The 23,286-nt window shown below is 67.3% G+C and carries 18 protein-coding genes and 2 pseudogenes; 14 read left to right on the forward strand and 6 right to left on the reverse strand.

What is annotated here, in order from left to right:
• Positions 1-902 (forward strand): annotated as a pseudogene (gene odhB, locus IMZ29_RS20425) (2-oxoglutarate dehydrogenase complex dihydrolipoyllysine-residue succinyltransferase); the annotation flags it as partial.
• 178 nt (positions 903-1,080) lie between these two features.
• A complete protein-coding gene (gene lpdA / locus IMZ29_RS20430; protein WP_216187615.1) occupies positions 1,081-2,508 on the forward strand; it encodes a dihydrolipoyl dehydrogenase in 1,428 nt (475 codons plus the stop codon).
• A 239-nt stretch (positions 2,509-2,747) separates the two neighbouring features.
• Here lpdA and pdxR read toward each other — a convergent pair whose 3' ends face one another.
• Positions 2,748-4,259, reverse strand: coding sequence for a MocR-like pyridoxine biosynthesis transcription factor PdxR (gene pdxR / locus IMZ29_RS20435; protein WP_216187660.1), 1,512 nt, complete (start codon positions 4,257-4,259; stop codon positions 2,748-2,750).
• 99 nt (positions 4,260-4,358) lie between these two features.
• Here pdxR and IMZ29_RS20440 point away from each other — a divergent pair, with 99 nt between their 5' ends.
• From IMZ29_RS20440 to IMZ29_RS20450, 3 genes and pseudogenes are all read left to right on the forward strand, one after another.
• On the forward strand, positions 4,359-5,582 hold the full coding sequence (locus IMZ29_RS20440; protein WP_216187618.1) for a benzoate/H(+) symporter BenE family transporter: 1,224 nt from the start codon (positions 4,359-4,361) through the stop codon (positions 5,580-5,582).
• A 58-nt stretch (positions 5,583-5,640) separates the two neighbouring features.
• Complete coding sequence (zapE, locus tag IMZ29_RS20445; RefSeq protein ID WP_216187621.1) at positions 5,641-6,732, forward strand: cell division protein ZapE; 1,092 nt, start codon at positions 5,641-5,643, stop codon at positions 6,730-6,732.
• 19 nt (positions 6,733-6,751) lie between these two features.
• Positions 6,752-7,027, forward strand: a pseudogene (locus IMZ29_RS20450) (metallophosphoesterase); the annotation flags it as partial.
• A 12-nt stretch (positions 7,028-7,039) separates the two neighbouring features.
• Here IMZ29_RS20450 and IMZ29_RS20455 read toward each other — a convergent pair.
• Together IMZ29_RS20455 and folE are read right to left on the reverse strand one after the other, a co-directional pair.
• On the reverse strand, positions 7,040-8,290 hold the full coding sequence (locus IMZ29_RS20455; RefSeq protein WP_216187627.1) for an alpha/beta hydrolase: 1,251 nt from the start codon (positions 8,288-8,290) through the stop codon (positions 7,040-7,042).
• A 7-nt stretch (positions 8,291-8,297) separates the two neighbouring features.
• Positions 8,298-8,843, reverse strand: coding sequence for a GTP cyclohydrolase I FolE (gene folE, locus IMZ29_RS20460; protein ID WP_216187635.1), 546 nt, complete (start codon positions 8,841-8,843; stop codon positions 8,298-8,300).
• A 133-nt stretch (positions 8,844-8,976) separates the two neighbouring features.
• On the opposite strand from folE, the gene IMZ29_RS20465 reads away from it, so the two are divergent.
• Complete coding sequence (locus tag IMZ29_RS20465) at positions 8,977-10,332, forward strand: tryptophan--tRNA ligase (protein ID WP_216187637.1); 1,356 nt, start codon at positions 8,977-8,979, stop codon at positions 10,330-10,332.
• A 156-nt stretch (positions 10,333-10,488) separates the two neighbouring features.
• Here the strand turns inward: IMZ29_RS20465 and IMZ29_RS20470 are convergent, their stop codons facing one another.
• Positions 10,489-12,873: a Tex family protein gene (locus tag IMZ29_RS20470; RefSeq protein ID WP_371820377.1), complete on the reverse strand. Its 2,385-nt coding sequence runs from the start codon at positions 12,871-12,873 to the stop codon at positions 10,489-10,491.
• Positions 12,874-13,080: 207 nt separating this feature from the next.
• Between IMZ29_RS20470 and IMZ29_RS20475 the strand changes: the two genes are divergently transcribed.
• Both IMZ29_RS20475 and IMZ29_RS20480 read left to right on the forward strand, forming a co-directional pair.
• A complete protein-coding gene (locus tag IMZ29_RS20475) occupies positions 13,081-13,287 on the forward strand; it encodes a DUF465 domain-containing protein (protein WP_371820375.1) in 207 nt (68 codons plus the stop codon).
• The gene (locus IMZ29_RS20480) at positions 13,280-15,589 is read left to right on the forward strand and encodes an ATP-dependent DNA helicase (RefSeq protein ID WP_253207329.1); all 2,310 of its coding nucleotides are present in this window, start codon (positions 13,280-13,282) and stop codon (positions 15,587-15,589) included. Before IMZ29_RS20475 ends, IMZ29_RS20480 begins: the two co-directional genes overlap by 8 nt.
• A gap of 81 nt (positions 15,590-15,670) precedes the next feature.
• Here the strand turns inward: IMZ29_RS20480 and IMZ29_RS20485 are convergent, their stop codons facing one another.
• Positions 15,671-16,468: an outer membrane protein assembly factor BamD gene (locus tag IMZ29_RS20485; RefSeq protein ID WP_253207331.1), complete on the reverse strand. Its 798-nt coding sequence runs from the start codon at positions 16,466-16,468 to the stop codon at positions 15,671-15,673.
• Positions 16,469-16,653: 185 nt separating this feature from the next.
• On the opposite strand from IMZ29_RS20485, the gene IMZ29_RS20490 reads away from it, so the two are divergent.
• The 6 genes from IMZ29_RS20490 (at position 16,654) to rimO (ending at position 23,101) form a co-directional block, all read left to right on the forward strand.
• The gene (locus IMZ29_RS20490; protein WP_216187644.1) at positions 16,654-17,628 is read left to right on the forward strand and encodes an RluA family pseudouridine synthase; all 975 of its coding nucleotides are present in this window, start codon (positions 16,654-16,656) and stop codon (positions 17,626-17,628) included.
• Between the two features lie 37 nt (positions 17,629-17,665).
• On the forward strand, positions 17,666-18,412 hold the full coding sequence (gene pgeF / locus IMZ29_RS20495) for a peptidoglycan editing factor PgeF (protein ID WP_216187652.1): 747 nt from the start codon (positions 17,666-17,668) through the stop codon (positions 18,410-18,412).
• Between the two features lie 113 nt (positions 18,413-18,525).
• Complete coding sequence (gene phaC, locus IMZ29_RS20500; protein ID WP_371820376.1) at positions 18,526-20,139, forward strand: class I poly(R)-hydroxyalkanoic acid synthase; 1,614 nt, start codon at positions 18,526-18,528, stop codon at positions 20,137-20,139.
• Between the two features lie 95 nt (positions 20,140-20,234).
• A complete protein-coding gene (gene phbB / locus IMZ29_RS20505) occupies positions 20,235-20,972 on the forward strand; it encodes an acetoacetyl-CoA reductase (protein ID WP_216187654.1) in 738 nt (245 codons plus the stop codon).
• 52 nt (positions 20,973-21,024) lie between these two features.
• Positions 21,025-21,585 (forward strand): polyhydroxyalkanoate synthesis repressor PhaR, encoded by a 561-nt coding sequence (gene phaR / locus IMZ29_RS20510; protein ID WP_216187656.1) that lies wholly within the window; start codon positions 21,025-21,027, stop codon positions 21,583-21,585.
• A gap of 133 nt (positions 21,586-21,718) precedes the next feature.
• Positions 21,719-23,101 (forward strand): 30S ribosomal protein S12 methylthiotransferase RimO, encoded by a 1,383-nt coding sequence (gene rimO, locus IMZ29_RS20515; protein WP_216187658.1) that lies wholly within the window; start codon positions 21,719-21,721, stop codon positions 23,099-23,101.
• A gap of 78 nt (positions 23,102-23,179) precedes the next feature.
• On the opposite strand, the gene IMZ29_RS20520 is transcribed toward rimO, so the two are convergent.
• On the reverse strand, positions 23,180-23,286 hold a 107-nt coding region (locus tag IMZ29_RS20520), incomplete at its 5' end, for an IS3 family transposase (RefSeq protein WP_216187674.1).

The following is a 23,286-nucleotide window of genomic DNA, read 5'->3' on the forward strand; positions in this document are numbered from 1 at the left end:
GCGGCCCGCTGGCGCCCCGCCGCTGGCATCGCGTCGCCCGCCGCCGGCAAGATCCTGTCGGAAAAGGGCATCGAGCCCAACGCCGTGTCCGGCACCGGCCGCGGTGGCCGCATCACCAAGGACGACGCCCAGCAAGCTTCCGCTGGCGCCGCTGCCCGAAGGCTGCCGCACCGGCCGCGTCGCCCGTCGCCGGCCTGGACGGCCGTCCCGAGCAGCGCGTGCCGATGAGCCGCCTGCGCGCGCGCATCGCCGATCGCCTGCTGCAATCGCAGCAACAGAACGCCATCCTCACGACGTTCAACGAAGTGAACATGCAGGGCGTGATCGACCTGCGCAACAAGTACAAGGACAAGTTCGAGAAGGAACACGGCGTGAAGCTCGGCTTCATGTCTTTCTTCGTGAAGGCCGCTGTGGCCGCGCTGAAGAAGTACCCGATCCTGAACGCCTCGGTCGACGGCAAGGACATCATCTATCACGGCTATTTCGACATCGGCATCGCCGTGGGCAGCCCGCGCGGCCTGGTCGTGCCCGTCCTGCGTGACGTGGACCAGATGTCCATCGCCGAGATCGAAAAGCAGATCGCCGAGTTCGGCGTGAAGGCCCGCGACGGCAAGCTGACGCTGGAAGAAATGTCCGGCGGCACGTTCTCGATCTCCAACGGTGGTGTGTTCGGCTCGATGCTCTCGACCCCGATCATCAACCCGCCCCAATCGGCCATCCTCGGCATCCACGCCACCAAGGAGCGTCCGGTGGTGGAGAACGGTCAGATCGTCATTCGCCCGATCAACTTCCTCGCCATGTCCTACGATCACCGCATCATCGACGGCCGCGAAGCCGTCCTGGGCCTGGTCGCCATGAAGGAAGCCCTGGAAGACCCGCAGCGTCTGCTGCTGGACCTGTAATCCAGCGCTGGCCCGCATGCACTTGTCGCCTTCCTGCGAAGCGCGCGGTGCATGCAGCGCCAGGGCGGCGCCCAGCTGCCTTGGGGCAGGGCGCTTGCCCTGCCTGTCTTCTTCCGGGTGAACCGCGCGCGGCGCATCGTCGCCCCGGTTCCCCTCAGCCATCTACGTGAGAAATTCCATGGCCAAACAATTTGACGTCGTCGTGATCGGTGCGGGCCCTGGCGGCTACGTGGCTGCCATCCGCGCCGCGCAACTCGGTCAGTCCGTCGCCTGCATCGACGCCTGGAGCAACGCCAAGGGCGGCGCCGCCCCCGGTGGCACCTGCACCAACGTCGGCTGCATTCCGTCCAAGGCCCTGCTGCAATCGTCGGAACATTTCGAGCACGCCAACAAGCACTTCGCCGAGCATGGTATTTCGGTGAGCGGCCTGTCGATGGACGTGACCCAGTTCCTCGCGCGCAAGGACACCGTCGTCAAGCAGAACAACGACGGCATCCTGTATCTCTTCAAGAAGAACAAGGTTGCGTTCTTCCATGGCACGGGTGCCTTCTCCGGCCAGGTCGAAGGTGGCTGGGCCATCAAGGTCACCGGCAAGGACAACGAAGAGCTCGTCGCCAAGCACGTGATCGTGGCCACCGGTTCGTCGCCGCGCGCGCTGCCGGATCTGCCCTTCGACGAGAAGACGGTGCTGTCCAACGATGGCGCACTCGCCATCAATGGCGTGCCCAAGAAGCTCGGCATCATCGGCGCCGGCGTGATCGGTCTCGAGCTGGGCAGCGTGTGGCGCCGTCTGGGCGCGGAAGTGACCGTGCTCGAAGCCATGCCGCAGTTCCTGGCTGCCGCTGACGAAGCCGTGGCCAAGGAAGCCTTCAAGGCATTCACCAAGCAAGGCCTGAACATCCAGATGGGTGTGAAGACCGGCGCGATCAAGACCAGCGCCAAGGGCGTGACCGTGGCCTACACGGATGCCCAGGGCGCCGAGCAATCGCTGGCCGTGGACAAGCTGATCGTCTCGATCGGCCGCGTGCCCTCGACCAACGGCCTGAACGCCGACGCCGTGGGCCTGAAGCTCGACGAGCGTGGCTTCGTGGCCGTGGACGACGAGTGCCGCACCAACCTGCCCAACGTCTGGGCGGTGGGTGACGTGGTGCGTGGCCCGATGCTGGCCCACAAGGCCGAGGAAGAGGGCGTTGCCGTGGCCGAGCGTATCAACGGTCAACACGGTCACGTCAACTTCAACACCGTGCCGTGGGTCATCTACACCTCGCCCGAGATCTCGTGGGTGGGCCAGACCGAGCAGGCGTTGAAGGCCGCTGGCCGCGAGTACAAGTCCGGCAGCTTCCCCTTCCTCGCCAACGGCCGCGCGCGCGCGCTGGGTGACACTACCGGCTTCGTGAAGATCCTGGCGGATGCCAAGACCGACGAAGTCCTGGGCGTGCACATCATCGGCCCGCAAGCCTCCGAACTCATCGCTGAAGCCGTGACCGCCATGGAATTCCGTGCCGCGTCCGAAGACATCGCCCGCATCTGCCATGCGCACCCGACCCTGTCGGAAGCCATGAAGGAAGCGGCGCTGGCCGTGGACAAGCGCGCGCTGAACTTCTGATTGGTGCGAGAGCGGGGCCGGTGCGAGAGTATCGGCCTCATCTCATGAGAAACCCCGGCATGCCCATGGCATGGCCGGGGTTTTCTTTTGCCGCTGGGCCGCCCCAAGGCAAAAGGCGCCCCTCGGGGGGCAGCGAGCAGAAGGCGAGCGTGGGGCATTTTTTGCCGCTGGGCCGCCCTGAGGCAAAAGGCGCCCCTCGGGGGGCAGCGAGCCGAAGGCGAGTGTGGGGGCACTCTCTCTCAGGCCAGGCGGCGCCGGACCCGTTCGTGCAGGGCGCTCGCCAAGGCCTCGATGCCGGCGGCCATCTCGTGCGGGGCGTGTGCCGCGAAGCCCAGCAGCAGGCCTTGCGCGGGCGTTTGCCCGGCGTGCAGCGTGGATAGCCCGAGCACGTCCACACCCGCTCGTCGCGCGGCCCGCACGGCTTCGGCTTCGTCCATGTCGCACACGAAGAGGCAGGGCATCTGCATGCCGCCGGTCGGTATGCGCGGCTCCAGAATGCCGGACAGGTGCGTGCGGATCAGGTGCGCCAGGATGTCGCGTCGTTGCGCATACAGCAGACGCATTGCGCGTACATGCGCGCCGAAATGGCCGTCCTGCAGAAAGCGGGCGAGGGTCAGTTGCGGGATCGGCGCGCTGTGGCCATCGAGCAGGGTGCGGGCTGCGGTCATGGGCGCGACCAGCTCGGGCGGCAGCACCATGTAGCCGATGCGCAGCCCGGGAAACAGGGATTTGGTGAACGTGCCGATGTAGATCGTGCGCCCGTGGAGGTCGAGTCCCTGCACGCAGGCGGTGGGCCGCCCGGCGTAGTGGAACTCGCTGTCGTAGTCGTCCTCGAGGATCCAGCCGCGATGCCGGTGCGCCCAGGCGATGACCGCCAGGCGCCGGTCCAGCGTCAGGGTGGCGCCGGTGGGGAACTGGTGGGAGGGCGTGAGGTAGAGCCCGCGGGGTTGCGGGCCGTTGCTGTCGGCGCCGGCTTCGGGCAGGTGGTCCACGCGCAGTCCTTCCGCATCCACCGGCAGGGGCATACACGTGAGGCCGGCGGCCTCGAAGGCCTTGCGGGCACCGTAGTAGCCCGGGTCTTCCACGCAGATGGCGTCTCCGGCGTCAAACAGCACGGTGGCGCACAAGGTGAGGGCCTGCTGGGAGCTCGTGAGCACCAGCACCTGGTCGGCGCTGGCATGTGCGCCACGCTCCAGGCTGACGTAGTCGGCAATCGCCTGGCGCAGCACCGCCAGGCCTTGGGCGGGTGCGCTCGTGAGCGCGCCGCTTCCGTGCTCTTTCAGGACTTGCCGCTGCAGCCGCTCCCAGATGGCCAGGGGGAACGTGCGCGTTTCGGGCAGGCCCTGTGCAAAGGGTCGTACGGCCGCGGGGATGAGCACGCCACCGCGCTGGACGATCGCCGCGCCGCGGCGGCTCAGCGCCTGGGCACGTGTGACGCGCTGAGTCCTGGCGCCGGCTGGCCGATGCGGCAGGTGTTCGGCCCGTGGCGACACGAAACTGCCGCGTCCCACATGACGCTCGATGAAGCCTTCGAGGTGCAGTTGTCCGTATGCGGATTCCACCGTGTCGCGCGAGACGCCCAGCGAGGTGGCCAGCGCCCGTGTGGCCGGTAGAGGCTTGCCCACGGCCAGGGTGCCGTCCAGGATCAGCTGGCGCAGGGCCCGCTGCAGGCGCACGTGCAAGGGCAGGGCCTGCGTTGCCGCCGCGACGAGCGACGCCTTGACCGATTCGAGCTGCGCGTGTTTGAACAATGGTCGGTACTGCTGCGTGAACATGGCCTGAAATGACCATCCAATTCGACACTATAACGGGAGGCTCCCTTCACCGCGCTCTCGTCCCTGGTTTGTCTCATGGCTCGCTCACCCTCATCTCACGTCCTGCGCTGGTACGACATCGTCCACCCCGTCGTCGCGGGTCTCATCTCGGTCATCGTCAACTATGGCGGCACCTTCATTCTCGTCTTTCAGGCAGCCAGGGCGGCTGGCCTGGACGCGGCCCAGACGGCCTCCTGGGTCTGGTCGGTCTCCATCGGCGTGGGCGTCACCGGGATGCTTCTCAGCTGGCGCTCGCGTGAACCGATCATCACGGCCTGGTCCACGCCAGCGGCGGCCTTTCTCGTCACGGCGCTGGCCACCACCCCCTACGCCGAGGCGGTCGGCGCCTATATGGTCTCGGCCGCAGGTTTCGTGTTGCTCGGCGTGTCGGGCTGGTTCGAGCGCGTCATCCGCATCGTGCCGCCGGGCGTGGCCGCAGGCCTCCTGGCCGGCATCCTGTTGCCGTTCGGCGTGGGCGCCTTTGGCGGCTTGAGCCTGGATCCGTGGCTTGCCGGCGCGCTGATCGTGGCCTACCTGCTCATCAAGCGCTGGCGTGCGCGCTACGCCGTGGTAGGCATCCTGGTGCTTGGTCTGGCGCTTCTGCTGGTGCAGGACCGCGTGGAACTCTCCGGGCTGCACTGGGCGATCGCGGCGCCGGTGTTCACGGCGCCCGCGTTCTCGCTCAACGCCGTCCTGAGCGTGGCGTTGCCGCTCTTTCTGATCACCCTGACGGGCCAGTACATGCCGGGCATGCTGGTGCTGCGCGGCGACGGGTTCAGAACGCCCGCCAACCCAATCCTCACGCTGACCGGGCTGGGGTCGCTCCTGATGGCGCCGTTCGGCTCGCATGCCTTCACTCTCGCGGCCATCACGGCGGCGATCTGCACGGGGCGCGAGTCGCACGAAGATCCCGGCCGGCGCTGGGTGGCGGGCGTCGCGGCGGGCGTGTTCTATGTATTGGTCGGCGTCTTCGGCGTGACGCTGGCCGCGGTCTTCATGGCGTTCCCATCCACCTTCATCAGCACGCTCGCTGGCCTCGCGCTGCTGGGCACCATCGGCGGGAGTCTTGCCATCGCGCTCGCGGATGCGCGCACGCGAGAGGCCGCGCTCATCACGTTCCTTGCGGCGTCCGCGAACATCACGCTGCTTGGCATTGGCGGCGCCTTCTGGGGGCTGGTCATCGGGCTGCTGGCCCACGGCGTGCTGAACGTCGGGTGGCTGAGGGGTGCAGCGTCTGCGCCCGCGGCAAAACAGCGTTAACCTATCGCCCGACCAGCGCGGCAGGCCCGGCGCGCCCTCTTTTGCCTATGTGACTCCGATGAATGTTCTGCAGTACTACGAAAGCGCCCTGAACGAGCGGGGCTTCCGGCCCGATGCAGCGCAACGCAAGGCCATCGAGCGCCTGCAGCGCTACTACGACGACTGGGTGCGTTTCAAGGAAATGCGCTCGAACGCCTTGAAGCGGCTGTTGAAGCGCCCCGAGGTGCCGCGCGGCGTGTACATGTGGGGCGGGGTGGGGCGCGGCAAGAGCTTCCTGATGGATTCGTTCTACGCCACCGTGCCGGTGCGGCGCAAGACGCGGCTGCACTTCCATGAGTTCATGCGGGGCGTGCACCGTCAGCTGGACGAGGTCAAGGGCATGGCCGATCCGCTGGACGAAGTCGCCAAGCGAGTGGCCAAGCGTTATCGGCTGATCTGTTTCGATGAGTTCCACGTGTCGGACATTGCAGACGCGATGATTCTCTATCGTCTGCTGAAGAATCTGCTCGAGCACGGCACGTCGTTCGTGATGACCTCCAACTACGAGCCTTCCCGGCTCTACCCGGACGGCCTGCATCGCGATCGCATCCTGCCAGCCATCGCGCTGATCCAGGAGCGCATGGACGTGATGAACGTGGACGCGGGTGTGGATTACCGCACGCGTGCGTTGGAGCAGGTCGAGCTTTATCACACGCCCTTGGGCGAGCGCGCGGATGCCGCGCTCAACGCCGCCTTCACGCGGGTGGCCGAGACGCCGCCGCAGGAGCCCATCCTGCGCATCGAGAACCGCGAGGTCAAGGCGCTCAAGCTGGCGGGTGGTGTGGTGTGGTTCGACTTCGATACGCTGTGCGGCGGGCCGCGTTCGCAGAACGACTATCTGGAACTCGCCAGTCGCTTTCACACGGTGATCCTGTCCGGCGTCAAGCGCATGGGGCCGCGTCACGCGTCCGAGGCGCGCCGCTTCACGTGGCTGATCGACGTGCTGTATGACCACAAGGTCAAGCTCATCATGTCGGCCGAGTGCGAGCCGGAAGAGATCTACACCGAAGGCCCGATGGCCAACGAGTTCTTCCGCACGGTGTCGCGCATCGTGGAGATGCAGTCGCGCGAGTATCTGGAATCCGAGCGGCGCATGGCGGCGACCCTTTAGCCACAAGTGGGGAATGCCTCGCCCCGTCAACGCACGGGCGCACGCGCAGGCCGGCGCCGACGTGCAGCTGTCCGGCCACACGCACGGCGGGCAGGTGCTCGGGCTGCACTGGCTGGTGCGGGCCTTCAATGAAGGTTATGAGTCCGGGCTCTATGACGTGGACGGCATGCAGATGTACGTGAGCCACGGCGCCGGGCTGTGGGCCGGCTTTGCGATGCGACTGGGCCGTGCGTCGGAGATCACCGAGATCACCTTGCGCGCGGCCCCCGCCGCGCACGAGAGCGCAGCGGGTTGAGCGAGAACGTCCTCAATCGTTGAACGGGATGCCCGTAGCGGCTTGCCCCGGCGGCCCCGGATCTTTCAGGTTGCTGCAAGGCGCCTGCACGGTCTGGCCCGCCTGCAATCGCCGAACGAACGCGAGCTCGTCATCGAAGGCGACGTTGACGATACCGTTGTGCGTGACGCCAGGATAGGTCTTCCATTCGACCGTGTTGCCCGCGCTGCACAGCGCGGCGGCGGCGGCGTACTGCCGTTGCGGCGGCAGCGTGCGGTCGGCGAGGCCCGTGCCGAGGAATATGGGCGCGGGCAGGCGGGCCTGGTCCATGTCCGTGACGGGCAGCAGGAGCTTCGTGAGCTCACTGGAGGAAACGGTGAAGGCGTTGTTCGAGTCGAGCTTGTTGGCGCGCTCGAAATCGCGCAGCGCATCCGAACACGCGGTGCGGGCCATCGCCAGCATGGGCTTGGCGGGCTCGGCCAGGAGGCTCTCGGCGCTCGGGCCATCTTCCGGGATCGAGCCGCCGATCAGCCGCAGCACGGTGTAGCGGATGGGGCCGCCGCGTTTGGGATCGGGGGCAGCCAGGGTCACGGGGCCGTCCGGGAACGAGGTGACGACACCGGTGGCGATCGTGCCCCGGATGCGCAGCTCGGGCGCGTATTCGGTGGCGATGCGGCTCGCGCCCAGCGACGAACCCGAGCCTTGGGATTGCCCCGTGATGACGACGTCGTTGCGGATCCGTCCCGGATGCGCGGCCAGCGCGGCGCGCACGCTATCGAGCACGGAGCGGCCCTCGGCTTCCCAGATCAGGTAGGGATGGGGGCCGGGGCCACCCAGGCCTTGGTAATCCGTGGCGACGACGGCAAAGCCTTGTTCGAGCCAACGATTCAGGTAGGTGGCGTCGCGCGGCTTGTGCAGGGCCCAGGATGGGGCGCAGACGCCCGCGCCGCCCAGCGTGCCGTGAGCCCATGCCACCAGCGGCCAGCCGCCGGCGGGCGGGGCGCCCTTCGGCAGATACAGCGTGCCGCTCACCGGCAGGATGCCTTCGCCCCAGCGTGCGTCGTCCGAGGTGTAGAGGATGCGCTGCATCTCGCCCGCGGCGGTGAACTCCGGCTGCGCGGGTTGCGGCTCGGTGCGCAGCATCACGCCGGGCTGCTCGGGCAACGCCTGCTGCCAGGTGTAGAAGGGCGAGAGCTGGCCCGATGCGCTGCCCGTCCGCGTGGAGGGCGCGGCACAGGCGGCGAGCAGCGTGGCGATCACGAGAGGAGCAAGCGCGTAGCGCATCGTGGCCTCAGCGGACCAGGCTCAGGAATTCCGAGCGGGTGGCGGGGTTGTCATGGAAGGCGCCCAGCATCATGGAGCTCACCATCGACGAATTCTGCTTCTCGACGCCGCGCATCATCATGCACATGTGCTTGGCTTCGATGACCACCGCCACGCCCAGCGCGCCCGTGACGGACTGCACGGCTTCGGCGATCTCGCGGCAGAGGTTCTCCTGGATCTGCAGGCGCCGGGCATACATGTCGACGATGCGCGCCACCTTGGACAGGCCGAGCACCTTGCCATCGGGAAGGTACGCCACGTGGGCCTTGCCGATGAAGGGCAGCAGGTGATGTTCGCAGAGCGAGTACAGCTCGATGTCCTTCACCACCACCATCTCCCGATTGGACGAGGTGAAGAGGGCACCGTTGATGATGGTCTCCAGATCGTCCTGATAGCCCTTGGTGAGGTATTGCATGGCCTTGGCGGCCCGATGCGGCGTGCGTGCGAGGCCTTCGCGGGTCACGTCCTCGCCCAGGGCGGTGAGGATGGCGCTGTAGTGGTCTTCGAGGTTCATGCGGTTGGCTTGGCAGGATTCGGCAGGCTTCGATGATACGCCGTCAGGCTGGGCCGGTGAACCCTGCCGTCGGGCTCGCGCGCGAGCCACACGGTAAACTCGACGTTTTTCCGCCTGCCACTGATCTCCTCCAATGAAGACTCGCGTTCTCACGGGCATCACCACCACCGGCACGCCGCACCTGGGCAACTACGTCGGCGCGCTGCGCCCGGCGATCGATGCCAGCCGGCGCGACGATGCCGACACCTTCTTCTTCCTTGCGGATTACCACGCGCTCATCAAGTGCGAGGATCCGGCCCGCGTGGCGCGCTCGCGCCAGGAGATCGCGGCGACGTGGCTGGCCGCCGGGCTCGATCCGAACCGCGCCACCTTCTACCGGCAGTCGGACATCCCGGAAGTGCCCGAGCTCTCGTGGATCCTCACGTGCGTGACGGCCAAGGGCCTCATGAACCGCGCGCATGCCTACAAGGCGGCGGTGGACCAGAACGCCGCTGCTGGCGTCGAGCCGGACGACGGCGTCACGATGGGGCTCTTTTCCTATCCGGTGCTGATGGCCGCGGACATCCTGATCTTCAATGCGCATCAGGTGCCGGTGGGCCGCGATCAGGTGCAGCATCTGGAGATGGCGCGTGACATCGCGCAGCGCTTCAACTACCTGTATGGCGCGGGCGAAGAGATCTTCACGCTGCCCGATGCCGCGGTGGACGAGAGCACGGCGCTGCTGCCCGGTCTGGACGGGCGCAAGATGTCCAAGAGCTACAACAACACTATTCCGCTCTTCGAGGGCGGCAGCCGCGGCCTGCGCGACGCCATCGCACGCATCGTCACGGATTCGCGCGCGCCGGGCGAGGCCAAGGATGCCGAGGGCTCGCATCTCTTTCCGATCTACCGCGCGTTCGCCACGCCCGCGCAGGTGAAGGATTTCTCCGATCGCCTCGCAGGTGGCCTGGGCTGGGGCGACGCCAAGCGCGAGCTCGGCGATCTCATCGAATCCGTCGTGGGCCCCATGCGGGATCGCTACGAGGCCCTGATGGCCAATCCGGACGAGGTCGAGGACGTGCTGCAGATGGGTGCCAGGAAGGCCCGTGCGCATGCCGAGCCGCTCATGGCCCGCGTGCGCGAAGCGGTGGGGCTGCGTCTGGGCAAGGCGCCTGCAAAGGCGGCCAAGGCGGCCAGGAAGGGCGCCGGCAAGGCGCGCTTCGTGAGCTTTCGCGAACAGGACGGCAGCTTCCGCTTCCGCTTTCTCGCGGCCGACGGCACGGCGTTGCTGGTGTCGCAAGGCTTTGCGGATCCCAAGGCCGCCGGTGCTGCCATCAAGGCGCTGCAGTCGGGTGAGGCCGAGGTATCCGTGGAAGGCGAGGGCGCGTTCGTGATTCGTCTGAATGACGGGCTGCTGGCGCGCGTGGACGAGCTGGCCGATGCCGCGGCGCGCGATGCCGCGATCGAGCGTCTTCAGGCGGAACTGAAGGCCCTGGCCGACGCCGAGTGAAGCAGATCGGCGGCTGACCGTCTCCCGCGGAAGGCGGGGCGCCCGCGAGCGGATCGATCAGCTCGGCCCTTGGCGGCATTGGCGAGACGGGACCCATGGGCGCTCGCCGACAATGCCAGCCACCGCGCCCTCGGGCGCCGCGGCTGGCATGCTGCATCAACGCAGTTTGAGCTTGGCAAGTGCGTCGGCCATGGCGTTGTTCGACGGGGCCTTCTCGCCACCGCCTCGCTGGCCTTGACCACCGCGCGGGCGCGGCGCGTCCGAGCCCCCGGTGCGGCGGGCGGGCAGGGCGTCGTCGTTCAGGCGCATGGTGAGCGCGATGCGCTTGCGTTGCGCGTCCACTTCCAGCACCTTGACCTTCACCGTCTGGCCCACGCGCACCACGTCGCGCGGATCTTTCACGTACTTCTCGGCCAGCGCCGAGATGTGCACCAGGCCGTCCTGGTGCACGCCGATGTCCACGAAGGCGCCGAAGTTCGCCACGTTGGTGACGACGCCTTCGAGCTGCATGCCCGGGGTGAGGTCAGCCAGCGTTTCCACGCCTTCCTTGAACTGTGCCGTCGTGAATTCCGGACGCGGATCGCGGCCGGGCTTTTCGAGTTCGGCGAAGATGTCCTGCACCGTGGGCAGACCGAAGCGCTCGTCCACGAACTGCGTGGGGGACACGCCCTTCAACGCCGCGCGGTTGCCGATCACTTCCTTCACGTCGGCCTTGAGCGTGCCCAGGATGCGCTGCACCACGGGGTAGGCTTCCGGGTGGACGGCGGACGCGTCCAGCGGATCTGCGCCGCCCGGCACGCGCAGAAAGCCTGCCGCCTGCTCGAACGCCTTCTCGCCGAAGCGCGGCACGTCGCGCAGCGCCTTGCGGGTGGGGAAGGCGCCATTGGCGTCGCGGTGCGCCACGATGTTGCGCGCGAGCGAGCTGTTCAGGCCTGAGACGCGGGCCAGCAGGGCGGCGGACGCGGTGTTCACGTCCACGCCCACGGCGTTCACGCAATCTTCGACCATGGCGTCCAGCGTGCGGGCCAGCTCGCGCTGGTTCACGTCGTGCTGGTACTGACCCACGCCGATGGCCTTCGGGTCAATCTTCACGAGTTCGGCCAGCGGATCCTGCAGGCGGCGGGCGATGGACACCGCGCCCCGCAGGCTCACGTCGAGCTCGGGGAATTCGAGCGCGGCGATCTCGGAGGCCGAGTACACCGAGGCGCCGGCTTCGGAGACGACGATCTTGGTGAGATTGAGCTCGGGGTGGCGCTTCATCAAATCGGCGACGAGCTTTTCCGTCTCGCGCGAGGCGGTGCCGTTGCCGATGGCCACGAGCTCGATTCGGTGCTGGGCGGCGATGCGCGCGAGCGTGGCGATTGAGCCATCCCAGTCGCGGCGCGGCTCATGCGGAAAGACCGTATGCGTGGCGACGAGCTTGCCGGTGCGGTCGATGGCCGCCACCTTCACGCCCGTGCGGATGCCGGGGTCGAGGCCGAGCACGGCCTTCGGGCCGGCGGGGGCCGCGAGCAGCAGATCCTTCAGATTGGCGCCGAAGACGCGGATGGCCTCGGCTTCGGCGTCTTCGCGCAGGCGGCCGACGAATTCCGTTTCGAAGGCCGGCGAGAGCTTCACGCGCCACGTCCAGCGGCACACTTCGCCCAGCCACTTGTTGCGCGGCGTGGCGTCGATGCCAAAGAGCGTGTTGCCCAGCTTCAGGAAGCTTGCCACGCGGGCCACGCAGGGGTGCGGCAGCAGGGCTTCCTGCTCCGGATCCAGGCCCACGCGCAGCTCGAGCATGTTCTGCTGGCGACCGCGCAAGAGCGCCAGGATGCGGTGCGAGGGCAGGGTGCGCAGCGGCTCGGAGAAGTCGAACCAGTCACGGAAGTTCGCGCCTTCGGCTTCCTTGCCGTCGGCCACCTTGGACACGAGCAGCGCCGTGCCCCAGAGATGATCGCGCAGGTGGGCGATGAGATCGGCGTTCTCGGCAAAGCGCTCGGCGAGGATGTCACGCGCGCCGTCGAGCGCGGCCTTGGCGTCGGCCACGCCGGCGTCCGCGTTGATGAAGGCTTGCGCGGCGGCTTGCGGATCAGCGTCAGCGTTCGCGAACAACTGGTCGGCCAGCGGCTCCAGGCCGGCTTCGCGGGCGATCTGGGCGCGCGTGCGGCGCTTGGGTTTGTAGGGGGCGTACAGGTCTTCCAGGCGCTGCTTGGAATCGGCCGCGTCGATGGCGGCACGCAGCTCGGGGGTGAGCTTGCCCTGCTCGTGCACCGATTGCAGGATCGCGTGACGGCGGTCGAGCATCTCGCGCAGGTACAGCAGGCGCACTTCCAGGTTGCGCAGCACGGTGTCGTCCAGGCCGCCAGTCACTTCCTTGCGATAGCGCGCGATGAAGGGCACGGTGGCGCCGCCATCGAGCAGCTCCACGGCAGCGGTGACCTGCGCGGCGCGCGCGCCCAGTTCGGTGGCGAGCTGGGCGAGCAGGCGGCGCTGTTCGCCAGCCTCGTCCAGTTCAAGCGGAGCGGGGGCAGCAGTAACGGCAGTATCGGTCATGGGCAAGTCGGGGCGGCGCGAAGCGCGCAAGGACAAAACCGCGGATTTTGCCATCAAAACGCCGGCGCGACCGTGACGGGCCGTGTCTGGCAGGGCGCACCGCATGGCCCTGCCGGCTTCCCAGGTGGGGCGATTCCCACGCGCCCGGCCTTGCCCGCAGTCGGTCGGGATGCGAAAATCGTGGTCTTTGCGCCTTGCCTTTGGCAGCCGGCCGTGACGCCTTCTTCCCTTGACGCCGTTCGACACCGCATCGCGGTGATCCTGGAAGAGCACTGCGATCTCGACGTCGTGCTCCGCACCCTTGCGCACGGGCCTGCCGCAGACGATCTCGTCGTGCGGCGCCTGAAGAAGCGCAAGTTGAAGCTCAAGGACGAGCTCGTGCGGCTGCAAATGCTGCTGGTACCCGATATCCATGCCTGAAGACGTGGCGGCCTCGGCCGCGCCCGATGACGCCAGCGTTGCCCAGGCGCGCGCCAAGGTGCGCGAACTCTTTGGCGCGCAAGGCCTGCTTGCCAAGCGCCTGAAGGGCTATCGCGTCCGCACCCAACAAACAGAGATGGCCGAGGCCGTGGCCGAAACGCTGGCCGACGGCGGCACCCTGGTGGCCGAAGCGGGCACCGGCACGGGCAAGACCTACGCCTATCTTGCCCCGGCGCTGCTGCGCGGGGGCAAGGTGCTGATCTCCACCGGCACCAAGACGCTGCAGGATCAGCTCTTCGCGCGCGATCTGCCGCAGCTCGTGGCGGCCATGCAGATGCCCGCGCAGATCGCGCTCCTGAAGGGGCGCGGCAATTATCTCTGCCACCTGCACCTGGAGCGCACCGAAGCCGATCCGCGCGCGCTAGGCTCGCGCGAGGAAGTGGTGCACATGGGCCACATCCGCCGCTTTGCCAAGCGCACCCAGACAGGCGACATCGCCGAGCTTGCCGAGGTGCCGGACAATGCCAGCGTGTGGGGCAAGGTCACGTCCACGCGCGACACCTGTCTGGGCCAGGAATGCGGCTTCTACCGCGACTGCTTCGTCGTCAAGGCCCGCAAGGCGGCGCTCGAGGCCGAAGTGGTCGTGGTCAACCACGCGCTCTTCCTGGCGGATCTCGCCTTGAAGGACGACGGCGTGGCCGAACTCTTGCCGCGCGCCGATTGCGTGGTGTTCGACGAAGCGCACCAGCTGCCCGCCGTGGCCACGCGCTTCCTGGGCGAGACGGTGTCCACGCACCAGTTGCTCGACATCACGCGCGACACGCTCACGGCGGGCCTGGCCCATGCCCGTGAGAGCGCCGATTGGGTGATGCTTACGCAGCCTGTGGAACAGGCCGCCCGCGAGCTACGCCTGGCCTGTGCCGCGATCGAGCGCTTGCCAGGTCAGAAGAGTGCCTTCGATGCGTTGCCCGACCCAGGCGCCTTCGACGCAGCCGTCCAGTCGGCGGCAGATGCCCTCGGCACGCTCGGCAAGGTGGTCAATGCCGTGCGGGAGCGGCATCCGGATTTCGAACTGCTGGCGCGCCGTGTGCCGGATCTCTTTGCCAAGTTGCGTCGCTGGCTGCCGGCGGCCCCGCCCGAGGCAGTCGAGACGCCCGCCGAAGGCAGTGGCGCGACATCGGCCGACGGGGCGGCATCTGCCTGGGACGAGGACGAGCTCACGCGCACCGCACAAGCCTCTTGGGCGGCGCAACTTGCGCGAGCGACGGGACAGGCGCCGGCTGCGGCACCGGCGGATACGGGCAGCGCGAGCGCGCGCGATGCGCAGCAGGTGGGGAAGGCGAGGAGCCGCCGCCTCGCCCGCCGCGCGTCTGCCCAGCTGGATCTGCCCGGCACCCCGCCTGCGCCCGCCCGGGCCGCCGCCGAGGACAACGAGGACTGGGTGCTCTGGGTCGAAACCCAGAACGGCCACGTACGGCTGCAGGCCGCGCCCTTGTCGGTGGCCAAGGCCTTCTCGCGCTACCGGCCGCCTGGCCAAGCGTGGATCCTCACGTCGGCCACGCTGGCCGTCCGCAACGACTTCACCCACTTCACCCGCCAGCTGGGCTTGTGGGAGGCCCGCACGGGGCAGTGGGAATCCCCCTTTGATTACGCCAACTGCGGGCGTCTCTTCGTGCCGCACGGCATTCCAGCACCCGATCAGCCAGGGTTCACTGAATCCTTCGTGGAGACGCTGCTGCCGCTGATCGGCGCCAACCAGGGCTCTGCACTGGTGCTGTGTACGACGCTGCGCGCGGTGGACACGGTGCATCGTCTGCTGAGCGAAGGCTTCGCTGCCCGAGGCTGGACCTGGCCGCTGTACCGCCAGGGCGAGAAGACTCGGCGCGAGCTGCTTGCGCAGCTGCGCAGCGGCAATCACGCGGTGCTCGTGGGCAGTGCGAGCTTCTGGGAAGGCATCGACGTACCGGGCGATGCGCTCACGCTGGTGGCCATCGACAAGTTGCCGTTCGCTCCGCCGGACGATCCGGTGATCGAGGCGCGGATCAAAGCAAGCCGCAAGCGCGGCGGCAACCCTTTCTTCGAATTCCAGTTGCCGCAGGCCGCCATCGCGCTCAAGCAGGGCGCAGGCCGGCTCATCCGGGCTGAGAGCGACTGGGGCGTGCTGATGGTGGCCGATCGCCGCATCGTCGAGAAGCCTTACGGCAAGCTGCTCTGGCGTGGCCTGCCGCCGTTTGGCCGCACCCGCAGCGGGCAGGATGTGCTGGCTTTCCTGGAAGGCCGCCGGCCGGTGGGCGAGGCCTGACGCGACTGTGGCTTCAACGAAGCCCAGACGTGACAAGGGCCGGCATTGCCGGCCCTTATGTCTTGGCGAGTGACGACGGTCTTAGCGGTTGGTCCACCACGACAGCGGGTTCCACCAGCGCTTGCCGCTGTCCGGCAGGCCTTGCGCGAGGTAGGTGCTCTGCGGGTAGTTCGTCGACAGCACGCGCAGCGTGTCGTCGCGCAGCTGCGTCATGCCCAGGCGTTCGTAGGAGAGTGCCATCAGGTAGAGCGCTTCCTCGGCAGCCGGCGTGCCCTGGAAGTCGATCACGACCGTCTCGGCGCGGTTGATGGCCGCGACGTAGGCATCCCGTTCGAAGTAGTAGCGCGCCGTGTACACCTCGTTCATGGCGATGGTGTTGGTGAGCCAGTTCATGCGCAGGCGCGCGTCAGCCGCATAGCGGCTTTCCGGAAAGCGCTGGACGAGCTCGCTGAACGCGTCGAAGGATTCGCGCGCACCCTTGGGGTCGCGCTCTGCCGGGTCCTGGCCCACGAGGCGGCCCAGGAAGGCATTTTCGGGCGTGAAGGTGGTCAGGCCCTTCAGGTACAGCATGTAATCGGTCGCTTCGTGGTTCGGGTACTGCTGCTGGAAGCGGTCGATCGTGGCGCGCGCCTGCTCGGGCGAGCCATCGCGCCAGTAGGCGTAGGCCGTGTCGATCATGGCCTGCTGCGCGTACGTGCCGAAGGGGTAGCGCGCCTGGATGCGGTCGAGCTGGGTGCGGGCCTGCGTCCAGTTGCCGGAGTTCATCTCCTCCTTGGCATCCCGGTACAATTGCTCGGCGCTCCAGCCGATGGTGTTGTCCGGCTCAGGACGATTGGTGTCGAACACGCCGCATCCCGAGAGCAGCAGCGCGGCCGACATGGCCACGGCCAGGCCGATGCGTTGAAAGGCCGGCGCGGTACGCGAGGGCGACGCAGCGGCGTGAACGGCAGCAGATGGGTGCGACATCAAGGCTATCCTGGTGGCAATCGGACGATCTGAGCCGGTGATTATATGCGTGACGCCCGGCGTCCCGGCATTTTGAAGGTGGAAGAGGTTTGCAACAGATGACGCCGCCTGGCGAGCCAGGGCTCGACGACGACGAATCCGACGAGCGCCAGTTCGTCGTGCCCGAAGGGGTGTCAGATCGTCTGGACAAGATTCTGGCGGGTTTGCTGCCTGAACATTCCCGCGCGCGCCTGCAGGGCTGGATCGAATCCGGCCACGTGCAGGTCGACGGCAAAGTCGTCTCGAGCGTGCGCCAGCGCGTGATGGCGGGCATGAAGCTGCTCGTGCGCGAGCAACTGGCGCCCGAGCAGCAGGCCTTCCTACCCGAGCCCATCGACTTTCCCGTGGTGGCCGAATCGCCCGCCTGGATCGTGATCGCCAAGCCGGCGGGGCTGGTGGTGCACCCGGGGGCCGGCAACTGGGGCGGCACGCTGCTCAACGGCCTGTTGCACCGGTTTCCGGAGCTCGCGCAGGTGGCCCGCGCGGGCATCGTGCATCGCCTGGACAAGGACACCTCGGGCCTGCTGATGGTGGCGCGTACCGAGACCGCCCAGACCGCGCTCGTGCGTCAGCTGCAGGCGCGCACCGTGGGGCGCGAATACGTGGCGCTTGCGCACGGCTGGCTCACCGAGCAGGGATCCGTGACGCAGCCGATCGGACGAGATCCGCGGGCGCCCATTCGCATGAGCGTGGACCGCCCGATCGCCCCCAAGCCCGCCATCACTCACTTCAAACCGGTGCGTCACGGCCTGCTCGACGGCGTTCGCGTCACAGAGGTGGTGTGTCGCCTGGAAACGGGCCGCACCCACCAGATTCGCGTGCACATGGCGAGCCTGCAGCACGCCCTCGTGGCTGACACGATCTATGGCGGGCGCGCGTTGGGCCCGGCCACTCGGCAGATGTTGCACGCGCGCGCCTTGCGCTTCGAGGATCCGGTCAGCGGAGAGAGCGTGTCGTTCGAATCCCCCGTGCCGCCCGACATGGCGGCGGTATTCGCGGCCGTCGATTGGGACACCGACGATGGCGCCTGGTGAGCGGGCGGCTGGCTCGACCGTGCCGTAACATGACGGCATGAGCCTGCCGTCTTCCTCCCTGCTCCTGCCTGGCCCCGCGTGGCCGGGCGTTCGTGTGGGCGTCACCACCCGCGCTGGCGGCGCGAGTGCGCCGCCCTTCGACACCTTCAATCTGGGTGACCACGTCGGTGACGATCCGGCCGCCGTCGCGCACAATCGCGCGCGTCTTCGTCAGGCCATGCCTGACGATCCGTGCTGGCTGCGTCAGGTGCATGGGACGCATGTCCACGATGCCGATGCTGTCCATGACGGGCTGCCCGAAGCTGATGCCGCTGTGACGACGCGCGTTGGCCGCTTGCTGGCCATCCTCACCGCAGATTGCCTGCCGGTGGTCCTGACCGATACGCAGGGCCGTGTGCTGGGCGTGGCGCATGCGGGCTGGCGCGGTCTGGCCGGGGGCGTGCTCGAGGCGACCCTCGCTGCGCTGAAGGCGCGCGCCCCGGATGCGCGGTGGCAGGCGTGGATCGGTCCGGCTATCGGGCCATCAGCGTTCGAAGTGGGAGCGGACGTGTTGTCAGCGTTTCCTGATGCCACGCGGTTCTTTGTGCCCCGCGATGGACATCCCGGCAAATGGTGGTGCGACCTGCCCGGCCTTGCGACGGCACGCCTGGCTGCCGCGGGCGTCGAAGATGTCGTGTGCAGCGATCTGTGTACCGTCGCGGATGCGCGCTTCTACTCCTACCGCCGGGATGGCCAGACGGGCCGCATCGCTACCGTGGCGTGGCTCGAGACGCCCCGCGAGTAGGGTGGGACTATCCCCTAGCGCAAGCCGGTTTGGTTGACGCGCGCTACGCCGTTATGCACCATAGCCACCATGCCCCAACGTTTCGAGATCGTAGCGCGATGATGTCGTCTGTTATGCCCTCTGTTCCGTCGCTGCCTCGAATCGATATCCCAGCCGCCGAGCTGGCGCGCATTCAGGCCGCATTCATCCAGGAGTGGTCCGAGGCTGCCGCGTGCCTTCAGCGCGGCGAGCCTGCACCGCTGCAGGATCGTCGCTTCGCGCACGACGCCTGGCGCGAGCATCCCGCCAGTCAATGGATGACGCAGGCCTACCTCACGTCGTCCCGGGCCCTGCAACGCATGGCCGATGCGGTACAGGGGGATCCCCAGACGCGCGAGCGCGTGCGCTTTGCCGTCATGCAGTGGGTGGACGCCATGTCCCCCGCGAACTTTCTGGCGCTGAATCCGCAGGCGCAGCGGCGCATGGTCGAGTCCGGCGGTGAATCGCTTCGGCAGGGGCTCACGCACCTGCTGAGCGATTTGGCCAAGGGGCGCATCTCGCACACCGACGAAAGCGGCTTCGAAGTGGGCCGCAATCTCGCGTGCACGCCGGGCAGCGTCGTCTTCGAGAACGCCTTCTTCCAGCTGATCCAGTACACGCCCACCACGCCCAAGGTGCACGCGCGTCCGCTCGTGATGGTGCCGCCCTGCATCAACAAGTACTACATCCTGGATCTGCAGCCGCGCAATTCGTTGGTGGCGCATCTGGTGGCCGAAGGCTTCACGGTGTTCATGGTCTCCTGGCGAAATCCGGTGCCGGGCGAGCCCGACGGCATCGAGCACGCCACGTGGGACGATTACCTCATGCAGGGCGTGCTCACCGCGCTCTCGCAGGCCGCCGCGATCTCCCGGCAGCCGCAGGTCAACGCGCTCGGCTTCTGCGTGGGCGGCACGCTGCTGGCCTCCGCGCTCGCAGCCGCGCGGGCCAAGGGCGTGAACCCGGTCGCCTCGCTCACGCTCCTGACCTCGTTCCTCGATTTCAGCGACACAGGCGTGCTCTCGATTTTCGTCGATGAGCAACACGCGCGGTTGCGCGAGCAGCAGCTGGGGGCGGGCGGGCTGATGTCGGCGCGCGAACTCGGCTCCACCTTCTCCTTCCTGCGCCCGAACGATCTCGTCTGGAACTACGTCGTCAACCAGTACCTGCACGGCGATCCGCTGCCGGCCTTCGATCTCCTGTACTGGAACGGCGACAGCACGAACCTGCCCGGGCCGTTCTTTGCCTGGTACCTGCGCAATACCTACCTCGAGAACAACCTGCGCGAGCCCGGTCGCGCCATGGCGTGCGGCGAGCCGGTGGATTTCGGCACGCTGGACATGCCGGCGTATCTGTACGGCTCTCGCGAAGATCACATCGTGCCGTGGCGCGCTGCGTTCGAATCGGCCAGCCTCTTGGGCGGCGACGTGCGTTTCGTGCTCGGCGCATCCGGCCACATCGCCGGCGTCATCAATCCGCCCGCGTCGGGCAAGCGCAGTCATTGGGTCGGCGAGGGTGACCCGCGCGAGCACACCGCCGATACCTGGTTCGGCGAAGCCGAGGAGCGCCCCGGCAGTTGGTGGCCGGACTGGATGCAGTGGCTGCGCGCGCACAGCGGCCGTCAGGTGGCCGCGCCCGCCCAGGCGGGCGACGCCGAGCATCCCGTCATCGAGCCCGCGCCCGGGCGTTACGTGCGCACGAGGGCGATCTAGATCTGCATGCAACATCCCGAGCCGGGCCGCCGGTCAGGGTCGCGTTTCACGGGGTCGGCTGACGAGCCGGCTTCATCAACTCCAGGAGATCTCCCATGAACGGGAAAGTGGCATATGTAACCGGTGGCATGGGTGGTATCGGCACGGCGATCTGCCGCCGACTCGCGCGTCAAGGCTTCACCGTGGTGGCCGGTTGCGGCCCGAACCGCGATCACGAGCGCTGGCTCAAGGAACAGAGCGACGAAGGCTTTACCTTCTACGCCTCCGTGGGCAACGTGTCGGATTGGGATTCGACGGTGGAGGCCTTCGCCAAGGTCAAGGCGGATCATGGCCCCGTGGACGTGCTCGTCAACAACGCCGGCATCACGCGCGACAACACGTTCCGCAAGATGTCCCGCGAAGAGTGGACGGCGGTCATGGACACCAACCTGAACAGCCTCTTCAACGTCACCAAGCAGGTGATCGATGACATGGTCGAGCGTCAGTGGGGGCGGATCGTCAACATCAGCTCGGTCAATGGCCAGAAGGGCCAGTTCGGCCAGACCAACTACTCCACCGCCAAGGCGGGCATCCACGGCTTCACCATGGCGCTGGCGCAGGAAGTCGCGGCCAAGGGTGTGACCGTGAATACCGTCTCGCCCGGCTACATCGGCACCGACATGGTCCGCGCCATCCGCTCGGATGTGCTCGACAAGATCGTGGCCACGATTCCGGTCAAGCGCCTGGGCACGCCCGAGGAAATCGGCGCCATGGTGGCTTGGATCGCTTCGGACGACGCCGGCTTTGCGACTGGCGCGGATTTCTCGCTCAACGGCGGCCTGCACATGGGTTGACGGCGAGCCGCCCCTTCTTGGGGGCGGCCCCGTAGCCCCGATCGGCGACACTATGCAAAACACACCCGAGACCCCTCAGCGGCTCATCAAGAAGTATCCCAACCGTCGGCTCTACGACACCCGGACCAGCATGTACATCACGCTGGCCGACGTGAAGCAGCTCGTGCTGGACAACGAGTCGTTTCACGTCGTGGATGCGAAGAGCAACGAAGACCTCACCCGCAGCATCCTGCTGCAGATCATCCTGGAAGAGGAAACCGGCGGCGTGCCGATGTTCTCCTCGGCGGCGCTCTCGCAGATCATCCGCTTCTATGGCCATGCCATGCAGGGCGTGATGGGCTCCTACCTCGAGAAGAACATCCAGGCCTTCATGGAGATCCAGAACCGCATGGCCGAGCAGTCGCAGAATCTGTACGGCGGCACGCAGTTCGGCCCGGAAGCGTGGGCGCAGTTCATGAACGTGCAGACGCCCATGATGCAGAACATGATGAACAACTACATCGAGCAGAGCAAAAACCTGTTCGTGCAGATGCAGGATCAGCTGCAGGACCAGACCCGCAACATGATGGCGACCTTCCCGTTCGCCAAGCCGCCCGGCGGCAAGTCGGAGTAAGGCTCATCGCCGGGGGAGGCGGCAGCGTCTCCCGGCCAGCGGCGCGCGGATTTCCCGGCAGCGGCCCGGACCCGCTAAAATGCCGGATTCCCCTTTTTCCTGAGCCCGGCGGATCACCCGCCAAGGCCCCGCCATGTCCCAGCCCCGCCTCGAATCCTTGTCCACAGTCGCGCCCAAAGTCGGCTTCGTCTCGCTGGGCTGTCCGAAGGCCTTGTCCGATTCCGAGCAGATCCTCACGCACCTGCGTGCCGAGGGCTACGAGACCTCCAAGAGCTACGAGGGCGCGGACCTGGTCATCGTGAACACCTGTGGCTTCATCGACGACGCCGTCAAGGAAAGCCTGGACGCGATCGGCGAGGCCTTGCAGGCCAACGGCAAGGTGATCGTGACGGGCTGTCTGGGCGCCAAGACGGAAGCGGACGGGCAGGGCGTGGTGCAGAAGATGCATCCTAAGGTGCTGGCCGTGACTGGCCCGCACGCCACGCAGGAAGTGATGGAAGCGGTGCACGTGCACCTGCCCAAGCCGCACGATCCGTTCAGCGATCTGGTGCCGGCCCAGGGTATCCGCCTCACGCCCAAGCACTACGCCTATCTCAAGATTTCCGAAGGCTGCAATCATCGCTGCAGCTTCTGCATCATCCCGTCCTTTCGCGGCGATCTCGTCTCGCGCCCCATCCATGAGGTGATGCGCGAAGCGGAGAACCTCGCCAAGGCCGGCGTGAAGGAGATCCTCGTGATCTCCCAGGACACCAGCGCCTACGGGGTGGACGTGAAGTACCGCACCGGCTTCGTGAATGGCCGCGCGGTGCGCACGCGCATGACGGAACTGGTGCGTGAGCTCTCGCAACTGGGCGTGTGGGTGCGGATGCACTACGTTTACCCGTACCCGAGCGTGGACGAGGTGCTGCCGCTCATGAACGAGACGCACGCGAGCGGCGGCCGGGTGCTGCCGTACCTGGACGTGCCGTTCCAGCACGCCAATCCGCGCATCCTGAAGCTCATGAAGCGTCCGGCCTCGTCCGAGCGCAATCTGGATCGCATCCGCGCGTGGCGCGACATCTGTCCGGATCTCACGATCCGCAGCACCTTCATCTCGGGCTTCCCCGGCGAGACCGAGGCCGAGTTCGAGGAGATGCTCGACTTCCTGCGCGAGGCCCAGCTCGACCGCGTCGGCTGTTTCGCCTATTCGCCTGTGGAAGGCGCCACGGCGAACGCGCTGCCCGACCCGGTGCCGCAGGAAGAGCGTGAGGCGCGCCAGGCCCGCTTCATGCAGGTGCAGGAAGAGATCTCGCGCAAGCGTCTGGCCAAACGCGTGGGCACCAATACCAAGGTGATCGTGGACGAAGTCACGCCCGAGGGCGGCATCGGCCGCACCATGTCGGATGCGCCGGAGATCGACGGCAAGGTCTACCTGGATCCGGCCGACAAGCCCTGGAAGCGCTACAAGGTGGGCGACATCGTCTCGGTGCGCGTGCTGGCAGCGGACACGCACGATCTGCGCGCGCGAGTGGTCTGAGCGCCGTCGCGGGCCGCATGAAAAAAGCCTCCTTGTGAACTGACCCCCAACAGTTGGACGGTTGGTCTGTAGGCTAGGCTATGAGGGCTGGGTCCTGTACTGCACAGAACTCAGCCCTTTGAGTTTGAGCTTGATGCGCTCGTGGTTGTAGTAGTGGATGTAGCGGTCGATGTCGCGTTTGAGTT

Source organism: Verticiella alkaliphila (assembly GCF_018904615.1).
GTDB classification, from domain to species: domain Bacteria; phylum Pseudomonadota; class Gammaproteobacteria; order Burkholderiales; family Burkholderiaceae_B; genus Verticiella; species Verticiella alkaliphila.

Excerpts from the sequence above, each read along its gene's own strand:
- lpdA (WP_216187615.1), top strand. The coding sequence starts at position 1,081 with ATGGCCAAACAATTTGACGTCGTCGTGATCGGTGCGGGCCCTGGCGGC.
- IMZ29_RS20440 (WP_216187618.1), top strand. The coding sequence starts at position 4,359 with ATGGCTCGCTCACCCTCATCTCACGTCCTGCGCTGGTACGACATCGTC.
- zapE (WP_216187621.1), top strand. The coding sequence starts at position 5,641 with ATGAATGTTCTGCAGTACTACGAAAGCGCCCTGAACGAGCGGGGCTTC.
- IMZ29_RS20455 (WP_216187627.1), bottom strand. The coding sequence starts at position 8,290 with ATGCGCTACGCGCTTGCTCCTCTCGTGATCGCCACGCTGCTCGCCGCC.
- folE (WP_216187635.1), bottom strand. The coding sequence starts at position 8,843 with ATGAACCTCGAAGACCACTACAGCGCCATCCTCACCGCCCTGGGCGAG.
- IMZ29_RS20465 (WP_216187637.1), top strand. The coding sequence starts at position 8,977 with ATGAAGACTCGCGTTCTCACGGGCATCACCACCACCGGCACGCCGCAC.
- IMZ29_RS20480 (WP_253207329.1), top strand. The coding sequence starts at position 13,280 with ATGCCTGAAGACGTGGCGGCCTCGGCCGCGCCCGATGACGCCAGCGTT.
- IMZ29_RS20485 (WP_253207331.1), bottom strand. The coding sequence starts at position 16,468 with ATGTCGGCCGCGCTGCTGCTCTCGGGATGCGGCGTGTTCGACACCAAT.
- IMZ29_RS20490 (WP_216187644.1), top strand. The coding sequence starts at position 16,654 with ATGACGCCGCCTGGCGAGCCAGGGCTCGACGACGACGAATCCGACGAG.
- pgeF (WP_216187652.1), top strand. The coding sequence starts at position 17,666 with ATGAGCCTGCCGTCTTCCTCCCTGCTCCTGCCTGGCCCCGCGTGGCCG.
- phaC (WP_371820376.1), top strand. The coding sequence starts at position 18,526 with ATGCCCTCTGTTCCGTCGCTGCCTCGAATCGATATCCCAGCCGCCGAG.
- phbB (WP_216187654.1), top strand. The coding sequence starts at position 20,235 with ATGAACGGGAAAGTGGCATATGTAACCGGTGGCATGGGTGGTATCGGC.
- phaR (WP_216187656.1), top strand. The coding sequence starts at position 21,025 with ATGCAAAACACACCCGAGACCCCTCAGCGGCTCATCAAGAAGTATCCC.
- rimO (WP_216187658.1), top strand. The coding sequence starts at position 21,719 with ATGTCCCAGCCCCGCCTCGAATCCTTGTCCACAGTCGCGCCCAAAGTC.